At 41.6% G+C, this 13,923-nt stretch carries 10 protein-coding genes; 8 read left to right on the top strand and 2 right to left on the bottom strand.

What is annotated here, in order from left to right; all coding sequences use genetic code 11:
• The first annotated feature begins 352 nt into the window (after positions 1 to 352).
• Positions 353 to 1,834, top strand: a complete 1,482-nt coding sequence (locus L4D78_RS08290; protein WP_428466474.1) for a YfcC family protein — start codon at positions 353 to 355, stop codon at positions 1,832 to 1,834.
• A 283-nt stretch (positions 1,835 to 2,117) separates the two neighbouring features.
• Here the strand turns inward: L4D78_RS08290 and L4D78_RS08285 are convergent, their stop codons facing one another.
• A complete protein-coding gene (locus L4D78_RS08285) occupies positions 2,118 to 4,361 on the bottom strand; it encodes an acetyl-CoA hydrolase/transferase C-terminal domain-containing protein (protein ID WP_428466473.1) in 2,244 nt (747 codons plus the stop codon).
• A gap of 325 nt (positions 4,362 to 4,686) precedes the next feature.
• Between L4D78_RS08285 and L4D78_RS08280 the strand changes: the two genes are divergently transcribed.
• The 3 genes from L4D78_RS08280 to L4D78_RS08270 all read left to right on the top strand — a co-directional run bounded on the left by L4D78_RS08280 (position 4,687) and on the right by L4D78_RS08270 (position 8,728).
• Entirely contained in the window at positions 4,687 to 5,046 is a 360-nt protein-coding gene (locus L4D78_RS08280; RefSeq protein ID WP_428466472.1) for a phasin-related domain-containing protein, read from the top strand.
• Positions 5,047 to 5,121: 75 nt separating this feature from the next.
• Positions 5,122 to 6,789 carry a wax ester/triacylglycerol synthase family O-acyltransferase gene (locus tag L4D78_RS08275; protein ID WP_428466471.1) on the top strand — a complete coding sequence of 556 codons (1,668 nt, stop codon included), beginning with the start codon at positions 5,122 to 5,124 and terminating at the stop codon, positions 6,787 to 6,789.
• Between the two features lie 211 nt (positions 6,790 to 7,000).
• The gene (locus L4D78_RS08270; RefSeq protein WP_428466470.1) at positions 7,001 to 8,728 is read left to right on the top strand and encodes a hypothetical protein; all 1,728 of its coding nucleotides are present in this window, start codon (positions 7,001 to 7,003) and stop codon (positions 8,726 to 8,728) included.
• Between the two features lie 66 nt (positions 8,729 to 8,794).
• Here the strand turns inward: L4D78_RS08270 and L4D78_RS08265 are convergent, their stop codons facing one another.
• Entirely contained in the window at positions 8,795 to 9,061 is a 267-nt protein-coding gene (locus tag L4D78_RS08265) for an acyl-CoA-binding protein (RefSeq protein WP_428466469.1), read from the bottom strand.
• A 353-nt stretch (positions 9,062 to 9,414) separates the two neighbouring features.
• Between L4D78_RS08265 and L4D78_RS08260 the strand changes: the two genes are divergently transcribed.
• The 4 genes from L4D78_RS08260 (at position 9,415) to L4D78_RS08245 (ending at position 13,755) form a co-directional block, all read left to right on the top strand.
• On the top strand, positions 9,415 to 11,052 hold the full coding sequence (locus tag L4D78_RS08260; RefSeq protein WP_428466468.1) for a GMC family oxidoreductase: 1,638 nt from the start codon (positions 9,415 to 9,417) through the stop codon (positions 11,050 to 11,052).
• Between the two features lie 220 nt (positions 11,053 to 11,272).
• Positions 11,273 to 12,385 carry a PGAP1-like alpha/beta domain-containing protein gene (locus L4D78_RS08255; protein ID WP_428466467.1) on the top strand — a complete coding sequence of 371 codons (1,113 nt, stop codon included), beginning with the start codon at positions 11,273 to 11,275 and terminating at the stop codon, positions 12,383 to 12,385.
• Between the two features lie 61 nt (positions 12,386 to 12,446).
• Positions 12,447 to 13,205, top strand: a complete 759-nt coding sequence (locus tag L4D78_RS08250) for a metalloregulator ArsR/SmtB family transcription factor (protein WP_428466466.1) — start codon at positions 12,447 to 12,449, stop codon at positions 13,203 to 13,205.
• A gap of 55 nt (positions 13,206 to 13,260) precedes the next feature.
• The gene (locus tag L4D78_RS08245) at positions 13,261 to 13,755 is read left to right on the top strand and encodes a phosphatase domain-containing putative toxin (RefSeq protein ID WP_428466465.1); all 495 of its coding nucleotides are present in this window, start codon (positions 13,261 to 13,263) and stop codon (positions 13,753 to 13,755) included.
• The last annotated feature ends 168 nt before the right edge of the window (positions 13,756 to 13,923 follow it).

Genomic DNA, 13,923 nt, shown 5'->3' with positions numbered 1-13,923 from the left:
CAGCTCGAGAATTCAGATCACCAGTAACGACTCATCGTTTTATTTTAAGCATAGCTACGAAAAGTGAAGCTGCTCAATAGAGATGATGAAAATCTCATTTGTTCAACGTGTTGATCATCAAGGGTTAACCGATACCTAATCGACGCTTTCATTGGCAAAAAGAGCATATTCTACGAATTTAAATGCATTAATTTGCCGTCATGGTGCATAAAATTTCATGTGACAATGTTCACAATTGACAGATTGTATACTTCTTGTGGCACGGATTGCATACTATTCTGCTCAAATGTTAAGGAGATTTAACATTTAAGTAACCAAATTTACATCGTCTTTTATGAAAATGAGGGTAGACATGGAAGCGCAATCAAATGGTAGTAAAGATGGGGTTCTGAATAGCCACCATCCAGAAGATCAGCAAAAAGAGCAGGGATCTGGTAAATGGGAGATGCCAGATATATATATCATTTTAACATTTATGATATTGATTGTTTCTGTTTTGACTTATGCCATTCCAACAGGGAAGTTTGACCGTATTACCCTAGAAAATGGTCGAGAAACTGTCGTAGCTGGATCATATCAATTAGTTGAAGCTAGCCCTGTTGGTGCGATGGAAGTGGTCACTGCCATTCCGCGAGGGTTAAGTGAGGCTTCTGTTGTCGTTTTCCTCACGCTATTAGTTGGTGGCTCAATTGGTGTGTTACAACGAACTGGTGTCATCAATTACGGTGTAAACCTACTGATTAAGCAGTTAGGTTCGGCAACCTACCTTATGGTACCAATATTGATGATTGTGTTTGCTGCCGTTTGTTCTTTTATCGGTACGCCAGAGCTTGGTATCGCATATCTACCGATAGTTATACCGTTGATGTTGCGCTTAGGCTATGACTCAATGACCGCTGTCGCAACGGTATTGATCAGTTGTACGTTTGGCTTTGCGTTTGGTATTACGTCACCGACGAATGTAGGGCTCGGTCACATGCTGGCAGAGCTACCGATGTTTTCAGGGGCTGGATTTCGTGTAATGGTACTTTCTTTAGTCATGATTGTTTCTGTTGCATATGTGGTGTTGTACGCGCGCAAAGTGAAGGCCAACCCGCAATCAAGCGTGACTTATGATCATGATGTAAAACTGAAATTAACGTTACTTGGCAAGGGTGACGAAAAAGACGAAAGTGAACAGCAGCCAACAACCCGTTTGAAAATTGCAGGTTTGGCAACACTCGTCATGTTTGTTGGGATCATTGCATCAACGTTAAAGTTTAGGCTTGGCTTTTATGAGCTTTCAGGGCTATTCATGACGATGGCGATTATTACCTCGATAATTATCGGCCACCGAGGTAATCAAATTTGTGAAAACTTTAACACAGCTTTTCAGGGGATGCTTGTTGGTGCGTTGATAACAGGTGTAGCAAGAGCCGTTTCTGTTGTTCTTACCGATGGACAAATTCTTGATACGATTGTATACAATCTGTCTGAGATGCTAGGTTCATTACCAAACTCTGTGACTTCGATAGGTATCTTACTAACTCAAGCCGTTTTTAACTTCCTCGTTCCGTCTGGAAGTGGACAAACATTACTGACGTTACCGATTTTATTGCCATTAGCCGATCTGATTGGTTTAACACGTCAAATCGTTATCCTTGCGACTCAATGGGGAGACGGCATAACGAATATCTTATTCCCAACGTCTGGTTACTTTATGGCAATTTTGGTAATGGCAAAAGTTGACTATATGAAGTGGGTTCGATTCTTCTTACCATTATTAGGCATTGTGATTACGATTTCGATTGGTTTTTTACTTGTGGCACAAGCAATCGACCTTGGGCCTTTCTAATGAAAATATGACGGTTTAAAAAAGTAACAAGGAGGCTTTTAAGCCTCCTTGTTTTATTTAACTTCTGGTACTTTTTGGGGTTTTATTGGTTGGTCACCAATAGTGGTTTTTCCTGGGCATATACGCTTAACTGGGCATTTCGGGCAGCCCCATATTGCAGCGTATGGGCATAATGACAACTTCCTATCGTTCTTAGACATTGAACACCTCGCTTTTATTATCGATGAATACAAAAGAACCCACTGAGACGAGCTCAGTGGGTATAGTTGGTTTAACGTAGCGATTATTTAATTAGTTCTGCTATTAATAATTTTTGCGTTATCTTTTCTTCAAAACTGGCTGGCTTATCTAGGCCGATACGTTTGAGTAGGGACTCGATGTTGTGATCGGGTTTTGGTGATTTCATCGCATTGGCAATTGCTTTGATTTTACCTGAGCTAGTCGCGGTTTTTGATTTAAGTGCTTTAAGGGCTTTACCCAGTTTTAGCTCTTGATCTGTAAAGCTACAGCCGAATGGGAATGGGCCAAATAAGCCTTGATCTGTATATTTTTTATAGAATGCTTGAATCGCTTCAGGCGTGTTATTAGCGTACGCTTTTGGTATTTGGTAATCCTTCGCAACTTTACCAGCGGCTTTTGCATCGTCCAGTAATTGCTGCTGGAAGCGAGAATCTGCAATTCTGATCAGTTCAGTATAAACAACGTGATCCGGCTTGCCGCGTAGATCAGCAATACCATATTCAGTGATTACAATATCACGTAACTGACGTGGAATAGTATTGTGTCCATAGTTGAATAAAATATTCGATTTCAGCTTGCCATTACGGTAACTGGTCGCACGGATCTTGATGATCGAGCGTGAATCTCGCATTTGGTGCGACTGTGCAACAAAGTTATATTGGCCACCAACACCACTGACAACTTGACCATTCTCTAATGCATCAGAAATAACCGAACCATCGAGCGTAACCATCATGCCTGAGTTGACAAAGCGTGCGTGTTTACGTTGCGCTTGTTTGATTTGCTGGTTACCAAGCATATGATCGTAAAGATCGTTAACGTAATTTACACTCGTCATGCAGAACTTTGTGTGGTCGTCTTCGGTTAGATTATTTAGATCGGCATAGAAGTCTTTTGGTCCAATAAAGAACGCGCCATGCATAACAACGCCGCCAATGAGTTTCTCACCAAGGGCATTTTTTTCTATCCATGCCGATGTATCAGCGTTGGATAGGTTAGCGGAGACTGATTCTTGTTGAGCGATCAGCTTGCCATCAACCAATTTTACATACGGTTTAAAAATTCCTAAGCGCTTAAGGTAGCTAACATCATCAACAGATAGTGCTTCATTTATCGCACCATGCTCAAGGAGTGCTTTTACTGTCGCGATAGATACGTCAGTGGTGATCTCTTTCTTATTCAATAGTTTTTGAATTGTAAGATCTTCAAAGACTTCACGTTTCAAAATACCGGCTTTATAAAGGTGCATAAAGCCATCAACCATCAATTCGCTACAGCCATATAAGCCTTCGTCAAATTGGTTGTTATCGCCAACCGTTTTGGTTACTGGGAACTTATTTGCGATATCAAGATCCGCCAGCATGGCAGTGTAAGCTCGATTATCTTGATGGCGGACCAAGGCGCTATAGGTTAGCGCGCTACTGAGTGAACCAATACCGACTTGTAGCGTACCGCCATCTTTAATTAGGCTACATGAATATAACCCTATTAAATGATCTTCAGCTGAAATGCTGGCATGAGGCGCGGCAAACAGTGCATAGTCTTTATGATTGGGCTTGCTGTTACTGTCGAGGATCATGTCAAATTCAGTGTCAGCGACTTCAGCGTGGTTACACATGAATGGCATGTTGGTGTTCACTTCACCAATCAGCGCGACAGATCTCCCTTCTGCTTTTAGCCGATCTAGCTCGGGAACAAAGTCTAGCGCTAAATCTGAATTACTACACAGACTATAAGTGGTTACGTCGTTAATTGTGCGTTTAGCGACAAGCTGACCAACAACATTCACACCTTTTTCAAGCAAATCACGCACTGCGTGTGTGTAATTGGTACTGGTATAATTTTGCTGTTGAGGTGAGTTCATGAAGCTGCCCGCTTTAAAGAAAAACTCACTCACTTTGATGTTACTAGGGACTTTTCCTGCACGGAGATCCATCATGTAGTCAATATCAGGTACACCGTCAAACTCTCTAGCAACAAACGGTTCAAGGAAGTTGCGTTCTATTTTACTTTTTCCAACAGGCTTTTCTAAAGAGATCCCCGTCTCTATCCGTAGAGATATGGTTGGATCTGCTTTTGCTCTTTGATACAGCGCATTAACAAAGTTGAGGGGTTTACCAATTGCAAGAGGGACACCAACGACGATATCTTTTCCTACTGTGGCAATAATATGGTCAACCATTTTTTCTGCGTCATCAACAATCGGTGCTGGTAACTTTGTTGTACTAACAGACGCGACAAGATTATTAGCACGGAACTCTGAATCGACTAATTCTAATACTGACATAATGCATTCCTTGTTCAATTATATTCATTTAAGTTCTTATAGTTATCTCCCCATTGTTCATGTCGAACTTAGAGCCTTCACTCTAAGTTTGCTTAAAAGGCGATTTTTATATGGGATTGGTGATAGTTGTCACAATCAGCAATTTGTATGCGTGATGAGCATACAAATCTGGGAGGTAAGGTGTTGTATCCAATATTATGACTGGAGCAAGGATGTGTGAGTGGGCTAGCAATAACTCTTTGGAATTAGAAAGAATGATCTAATTTATATTGATAGGGTTGAATAACTGAATATTTCTATTTCGCTGAATGCTAAGGATTAGACAATGATTAACCCTATGAAAATGATGGACAGCGTGAAGTCTGTTACTCAAGTTGGTGAAGCTTCTGTACGTAATGTTGTGTTGGCGGGCCTTGGTGCTTATAGCAAAGGTTACGAGCAAGCGGGTATGGCACAACACATGTTAACCAAACGTTTTAACGATCTTGTTGATCGCGGTGGCGATGTTGAAACTGAGTTAACTGAACGCGTACACAATACTAAAAAAATGGTATTTGGCCGTGCAGAATCACAAATGAACCAAGCAATCAATACAACATGCGGTATTGACCGTGACCGTATGAGCGACTTCGAAGAAAAGATTGATCGTCTTCAGGCTGCAGTCGAAAAACTTACTGAAAAATAATAGCTTTACCTATGGCTAGCGATATATGCAATCGAGGCAGATTCATCGCCAAGCAAAAAAGAAAAGGAACACGTTATGCCAAGTTTGTCTCTGCTAGACTTTAGCTTCATTGCATTTGAAACGGCCAAAACGCCGATGCATGTCACTGGGTTGGTTATTCTAGAGCCGCCAGAAGAGCATGCATCGACGTATGCACAAGATTTATATTCACATTTTTTAAAGCAGCCAGAAACCGTCCCGCCATTTAATTGGAAGCTCAACTGGTCACTAACCGGTAAACCGAGTTGGACAACGGTACGTGATGTTAATTTGGAAGATCACCTGCGTATCACCATGCTTCCTTCACCAGGAACTGAGCAACAGTTGCAGCAAGTGGTTGGGCGCTTACATAGCCAAGTACTCGACCGAAGCCGACCAATGTGGGAAGTGTGGGTGATTGGTGGGCTTGAGAATGGCCGAGTTGCATTGATGCTGAAAATTCATCACTCAATGGCGGATGGTGTCAGAGCAAGCAGCTTGTTTACCCGTAGCTGCGCCGATAATCTTGAAGACTCTTATTCAAAGCCGATTTGGCAGTGTGATCTACGTAAAAGTGCTAGCCAGCGCCGAGAAGAAACGCATCTAACCGACATGGTTGTTAAGACAGCGATGGCTGCATCGAAGCAAATTTCATTAATACCTTCAATGTTCCGCTTAGGCAGTAAATTAGCACTGAAAGCTGTGAACCTTAAAGACTGTGATTTGAAAATTCCGTTCACAGCACCTAAAACACCGTTTAACTTGAGCCCGAAGCGTAGCCGTGCCGTTAGCCTTGGTCATTTTTCGATTGCGCAACTTAAGCATGTAAGCCGAGTAACTGGCGCATCAATGAATGATATTTTGTTCACAATTAGTGATATAGCGTTAAATCGCTATTTAAGTGACAGGGCAATTTCATTACGTAAACCGTTAGTCGCTATGATGCCAATGAACTTAAGGTCAAAAGGTGACAATGCGACGAAAGGCAACAAAATGTCAATTGGTCACGTAGAGCTAGGGCGCCCACATCTATCAGCATTGGATCGCTTAGAAGCGATTCAGCATGCGACGCAAGATCTAAAAAATGAAGCACTGAATATTTCGCCAGATGCTTATGTGAACTATTCACTGTTGGTGAACGGAGCATCGCTGCTAAGCGGTAAGTTTGGCTTAAATAATTACATTCCACCGGCGAGTAATATTCTGATCTCAAACGTGCCGGGTGTAAAAGAAAAGTTGTATTTCAATGGTGCAAAAGTACTAGAGCAATACCCTGTTTCTTTGTTGATGCCAGGGCAAACACTGAATATCACTTTCTTCAGTAATGCGGGCATGATGTACTTTTCTCTTGTTGCGTGTAATCAGTCGTTACCTGGCTTTGAGGCGATTGCTGGTTATATGTGTGAAGCATTTGCTGAAATCGAACAAGACGTTATGGATACCGCCGCAGAAGCAATCGCTGAACGACTCGATTTCCAGCAGGATAGCTCGTTCGCGGTAGAATTGGCAGTCGAAGCGGCACAAGACGGTACAGCACCGGAAGATGCAGCATTTGAACGACTATTTCAAGAAAAGCAGCAAAAAGTTGAAGAGCTTGAAAAGCAGTTAGTAAAATTAACTGAAATGTTGTCAGCCACAGTTGATATTGACCCTGACTTACCCGCTAAAAATCAAGATCAGCTTGAAGATGAAAAACAGTTGGATAAAGTCAGCCATGTAGGTTGATTGGATTAAATAATTAGGCACTGGCTTGTTTAACACTATGTTATACAAGCCTTTTTTATGTGCTTCTGTTTGTGCTGAAAATGACTCACTCGTAATTGCAAGCAGTATATTACTTTGTGATACCTCGTAAATTCTTCACGGTGAACAAACCTAAATTGTTAACGTATATATCATGTATGGGTGTTTTTTGAACGCTCAATAGGAATTGAATATGAATGTTAGCAAGGTTGCTATTGCAATATCTGCAGTATTATTACTCTCTGCTTGTGGAAGTGATAGTCAAGAAGCTGAAGATCGGGAGACAGACGTTTCTACTCCCACAGCACCAATTGATACCGATAATGATGGTATTGCAGATACAGAAGATACTGATGATGATAACGATGGCTACGAAGACGACAAGGACAACGAACCGCTCAAGCCACTTGTTATTCCTACAACGCTTAATGCTTGTATTACTAGCCTTCCAGATTATCCAACGGCGAATGGAGCTACGGCTTTAGACAGACCTCAATCTAGGCTATACGATATTGCCAGAGTGAATGCCATTACCAGTGAGCCTTATATATACTCTCAGTCTGAAATCGTTGTTGGTGAACGTACTGGCCTGCCTAACGGTCTTTTGGCTGACAAGAACATAGAGATAACACAAATTACAACCGCAGACCCTAGTGCTTCAGTGGATCAGTGGAACCCATCTTTCGAACATAGTTATATTGATGCCGATAGTCGTCAATATATTGGTAATCAAGATGTATTTAGTCGTTGGTGGGCAACGAATGTAGATACGAATATACCCGCGGACTTAACACTTAACGAAGTAACCAGCTATTGGGTTGATCGAATCGATCGCTACGCTCCACAGCAACCGAACAGACAGAGTGATTTAACCAAGACTTACCGTGGTAAAGATATAATTCAAACAGCCACAGGTTTAAGGGAAGTCTGTGTCGTTGAAGCAACAGCCACACTCGATCTTATTGACAATACCGGAGATACAGCAGTATCGGTATTACATGTGATTGAGGATGAAAAAAGTTATATCGATGCAAATCATGTTGTGCAGTTGTCTGAGCGATCATACTTGGAGTATGACCCAGCAGATTTAGAAAACCCGACGTGGGGTTATACAGATTATCGTAAAGAGCTAGTTGGCTTAATTGAAGATGAGTTACTGTATGGCCGTGACCCTGTCACTGATAGGGTGCCAGAAGGTGAATTTTCAACCATGGAGCAATGTTTAGCGAGTTTGCCAGACAGTGATTATGTTTCATCGCCAAATGAAAGTATTGAATACATTATGAGTCGCTATAACGCTGAGACTGGCGGTGCTCAAGATGCAATTTATACGACGGTTGCAAACACCGGTGAGGGCGTTAGCTGGAAAGGGCATGAGAACCTCAACACGTCGCAATTACATGGCGCATTTTTTGATTATCAGAACCCATCAGCATTACCATTCTATGAGTTTACAGAAACATACTATGAAAGTGATGAAGGCCTAATGGTTGGTTTCGAAGCAACAGAAAATGGAGGAAATTACATTGCTTGGGGCTCAGAAACACTATCAAGTAGTCTTTTATCTGCTACGGGTAGCTATTTGATGCCTGAAGTAAGACTAAACCATGTGAAGCCGTTAAATGCGACTGCAGAGCGAGCCAGCTTTATACAAGTTGTGAACGATGTATTTGCAGGCAAAGGGACAGCTTGGGACAGTGAGTCAGGTTCTGAGATACCTGCCTGTAAGCATTATCGTCGCTGGGAGGCAGCATTCTACCAAGAGGATGGTACTGTAGCATTGGATGGAGACGGTAATCCGATCACAGAGTTCTTTGATGAGACTAACTACTACGATAATCGAGGGCTCATTCATCGTCTACGCTCTTCAGATAGTTGGAGTTATGAAGACTGGATGCGAATGTTGATCAAGACTAATTAATATCTTCGTTCAAACAAAAAGGCCGCATAGCGGCCTTTTTATTGGTTCAAACTATTTTACATAAGCTTATGCGTACGAAGCGGTTAACTCTTCTACTTTAGCAACGTATTTTTGCATTGCAGATTCAGAATCCATACCTTTAAGACCTTCCCAAGCTTCAAACTTAGCACCGCCTTTAAAATCAAACATACCTGGACGCTTACCGTGTACATCGCCATCTGTGGCTTGCTTATAAAGAGAATATAGTGCAAGTAATTCGTCATTAGATGGACGCTTAGTTAGCTTTTTAACGTCTGCTTGAGCTTGTTCGAAACTTGCTTGTAGATCTGACATGATTGTTCCTTAAAAATTAATCCTAGCCAGCCTGTTGGCTGTGCATGATGACCAAGAAGAAAATAGATATGCTTAGTCAACGTTATTTCATGTAATAAGTTTATAAAAGTAGCGCTGATTTACTATTCCTTGAACAAATACAATTTACACTGGTACGAGCTCCTGTCTGTAATTAAATGTAAAAAGTTTTATATGGATCACTCTTTATTTTTTGATGACACGCTTTATAAGGCTTATATGTATAAATTACATTGTGATTAAAATACACTATGCTTATTGCGAGAGCATAATTGTAATAAAGACTGGGATATTTATTTGGCTGGCATCAAATAAGGTATTTTCGAGGGATTGTTATGTATGACTTTATTATTGTCGGGGCGGGCTCAGCAGGTTGCGTTCTTGCAAATAGATTATCATTAGATCCAGCTATCAGTGTTTGTTTAGTGGAAGCCGGGCCAAGAGATTCAAGTCCAATCGTGCATGTACCATTGGGTCTTATTGGTATGATGCACTCAAAAAAAATGAATTGGCGCTATTACACCGAGCAAGAACCCGCTCTTCAAGGGCGTAAGCTGTTTTGGCCGAGAGGAAAGACGCTGGGGGGAAGCTCATCATCCAATGCAATGTGCTATATCAGAGGCCATGCGACAGACTACGATGAGTGGGAAAGCCTTGGTAACAAGGGTTGGAGCTATGTTGATGTGTTGCCCTACTTTAAAAAATCTGAGTCTCAAGAGCGCGGAAGTAGTCCATATCATGGTACTGATGGCCCTTTAAATGTCGCCGATTTAAGGATCCGAAATCCCCTTTCAGATGCTTTTATAAGAGCAGCAAAACAAGCAGGACACCGCTTAACACAAGACTTCAACGGTGATCAGCAAGAAGGGGTTGGCTACTACCAAGTAACTCAGAAGAATGGTCAACGGTGCAGTAGTGCTGTGGCCTACTTACGTCCAGCAGAGGAGCGCCCTAACTTAACGGTTATCACAGATGCACTGACAACTAAGGTGCTTTTAGAAGATAAGAAAGCCGTTGGTATTGAATATAAAAAAGATGACCAGCTGCACACGATACACGCAAAGAAAGAAGTCATCTTAAGCGGGGGGGCAATCAATAGCCCGCAAATATTGATGTTATCTGGCATTGGAGAAAGATCTGAGCTTGAATCTGCTGGTATAGAGGTTAAACATCATTTGCCAGGAGTAGGGAAAAACCTTCAAGATCATCTAGATGCATTGGTTGTTACTCGTGAAAGAACATTTCATTCGGTAGGCTTTTCTCCGGTTGCCTTACTGCGATCGATTAAAGGATTAGTTGATTACATTCTGTTTAGAAAAGGCAACTTTACGACGAATATTGCAGAAGCTGGTGGGTTTGCGAAGACCAAATCAGACCTCGAAAAATCAGATGTACAGTTTCACTTTTCACCCTGTTTTCTTGATAATCATGGACTTAACTTGCTGCAAACGGTCCGTCATGGTTATTCCTTACATGCGTGTAACTTAAGGCCGAGTAGCCGTGGAAGCCTGACCATCGGTAGTCGTGATCCTGCTGTGCCTCCTGTGATTACCGCTAACTATTTAAGCGACCCAGCAGACATACAAGTCATGGTTAAAGGCATAAAGCTCTCACGAGAAATTTTAAAACAATCGGCATTCGACCATTATCGTGGTGTTGAAGTATTCCCAGGTAAACAGGTGCAGACAGATGAAGCGCTCGCATCATTTATTCGGGAAAAAGCAGAGTCTATTTATCACCCTGTTGGTACATGCAAAATGGGTAGTGATGAACAAGCTGTAGTCGATGATAAACTTAAAGTACACGGTATATCAGGCTTACGTGTGGTCGATGCTTCAATAATGCCAACATTGATTGGTGGGAATACAAATGCGCCAACTATTATGATTGGTGAAAAAGCATCAGATCTTATTCTGACAGATATTAAAAATAAAAATAAATCGGAACTTGAATTAAACAATTGTGCTGCATGATTGAATTTTTAGCGACATTATTATGTTAATGTCGCTTTAATTTAAAATTGGAATGCATATTCTAATTTATATTACTATAATGATTTGCCGATTATTGTATATAATAAATGTATTCTGCTTGTGTTCGTTTTATATTCTACAATTAAATTCTATTGTTTCTACAGCCATTAATGCATAAGATAAGTTATGGGCTTTTAAAGTTTGTATTGAGGCTGGTAGTATGATTTCAAAAAACAATTTAGGTAAAACTTTTCAGAGCCTCAAAGATGAGCTTTCGAGTAAAGTATTTGAAAATACTGAGCTTGCGAAAGAGAAGATGACACAATTTTTTGAACAAGGAATGCCTCCCGCCCAAAGTGAGGCATTTCAAGCGGTATTGAATGGCGTCATTGGTGATCACTTAGAGAGAAATAACAGCCGTTTAGCTTCAAGAATGGCTTTCTCAGACCAAAACCAGACGCTAAGTGATAGCGCTACGGTTCTGTCCACTCAACTACCGGATGCATCAAGTCGTATCATCCTTTGTGTGCATGGTTGGTGCATGGCTGATAAAGGGTGGCAGCGGAAAGGGCATGATATGGGTCAGTCACTAGCCAGTTCAGGGTATACGCCCATTTATTTACGTTATAACACGGGTAACCATATTTCACTCAATGGTGAAGAGTTTGCTTTCCGTTTAGAAAAGTTGGTTCAAGCATGGCCGTGTGAAGTTACTGAACTTGTGATTATTGGCCATAGTATGGGAGGGCTGGTTACGCGTAGTGCTTGCCATTATGCAGAAGAGAATCAGCTAGGTTGGTTATCAGTATTACAAACCTTTATCACGCTAGGCACGCCGCATAATGGTGCCCCATTAGCCCAACTAGCATGTTGGATTGATGATCTTGTTGCGAATACGCCACAGTTGAAATTGATCCAAAAAATCGGCGAGATCCGAAGCAGTGGTACGAAAGATTTAAGTAAAGGTTACACCCAACATATCGATTGGCAACAGAGAGACAGCGAGGATGAGCAGGTTGTTGACGACCTACCGTTTTCACGGCCTATATTACCTGTAAATACGCATTGCTATGCAATCGCCACGTGTTTAGGCAAAAACCTTAAAGATGACAATAACCGCCGTCTAGGTGATGGCTTAGTACCGGTTAAAAGTGCACTTGGTGAAAGTACGAAAGGCGTGATGGCATTGGCGTATCCTGAAGAAAATAAATGGGTCGCTGGTGGAATCAATCACCTAGATTTGTTGAGCCACCCTAGGGTTATAGCAAAAGTAAAAGAATGGGTATTGCTAAATACCATAGATCACCCATCTCGATTCATGGCATTAAAATAAAACTTATAATATCCGCTTTTTCATATATAATGTTTTCCATATATATGAAATGGCGGATCACATGAAACGTATTCTCTTCTTATGTACGGGGAACTCTGCTCGTTCACAATTAGCGGAAGCTGCTATGAGACACATGGCAGGCGATCATTATGAGGTTTTCAGCGCAGGTATGAAACCTGAGCAGGTTGACCCTCGTGTATATCGAGTACTTGCTGAAAAAGGTATCAATAGTGATAATTTACACAGCTTGTCAGCCATCGAACTTCAAGACCAACACTTTGACACGGTGATCACGCTATGTGATAAAGCCAGTAATGAATGTGCCTTGTTTCCAGACTCTGATGCGTTAATACATTGGGATTTTAAAGATCCTAAGCCGCTTGCCGGTGATACTCCTTTCCGAGAAGCATTAGCAGGGCTTCAAGCCAGAATGAGCCTTTTCCTTATGCTTAATGGCACAGAGCAGTGTTCTGTTATTGGCCCTGTGGAGCTGTTCAAAATTATGAGCGATCCTCTTCGCCTACGAATATTAATGCTAATTGAAGATGAAAAAGCGTTAAGTGTTAGCGATCTTGTTGAAGTGCTTGGAGTAAGCCAACCGAAAGTGTCACGTCATTTAGCTTTACTCCGGGATGGTGGCGTACTTGAAACACAGAGGGAAGGTTTATGGATTTTCTACCGGTTATCGGTACAGCTACCCGTTTGGGTTCAGCATACCTTAGCGACAGTGCGAAATGGTAATCCGGGGATGATTAATCAGGAAAAGCTAAAATTAAGCCAGATTGCCGAGCGTAAGAAACCGACACGATCGTTAGCTTAATGCCAAAGCTTATCAAATTTATTTAATGTTATTTTTATAATTACAGGTACAACATATGTCTAACATGCATCCATTCTGGACACTCCCACTTGCTGATAGCGGTAAATTATTGCTGACCCCTTGCCCTGGAACGAAAGAAGCAAGCTTACAAGAATCGTTACTTGAGCTTAAAGCTGCAGGTGCAACAGCGGTATTTACTGCGCTTGAGCCGACAGACCTTCCTAATGATGGCCTTGTGAAACTAGCTGAAGCATGCCAAGAGTTGGGTATGAAGTGGTATCACTTACCAATCGAAGATGATTGTGCTCCTGGCGCGTTATTTGATGCTAACTGGGCGGAAGCGAATAAAGCAGCGCAAGCGTTACTTGATAAGGGTGATAGTTTAGTTATTCACTGCATGGGTGGTTCAGGTCGCACAGGACTGATTGCTGCTCGTATTATGCTGTCTCGCGGTGCTGAGTTACAGTCAACGATCACCCAAATTCAAGCACTTCGTCCTGGTGCATTTACTCGTCAACCACATATTGATTACATTCAAAACTACAAGTAATCATATTGAAAGACTAAGATCGTATTAAAGACCCTGCCTCGGCAGGGTTTTTTTATGTGTTTTTTAGGAAGAAAGTAGCGATAAGTCGTCACGATAAGGAAAAAAATGAACTTTTACGAAAAAGATCTGGTAACTGGCATAAGCTATAGTTAATATATCTGAAAAATC

This window comes from Photobacterium minamisatsumaniensis (assembly GCF_050336695.1).
Taxonomy (GTDB): Bacteria; Pseudomonadota; Gammaproteobacteria; order Enterobacterales; family Vibrionaceae; genus Photobacterium; species Photobacterium minamisatsumaniensis.
Note: the sequence above shows the minus strand (reverse complement) of the source record. Positions and strands in the feature narration are given on the sequence as shown.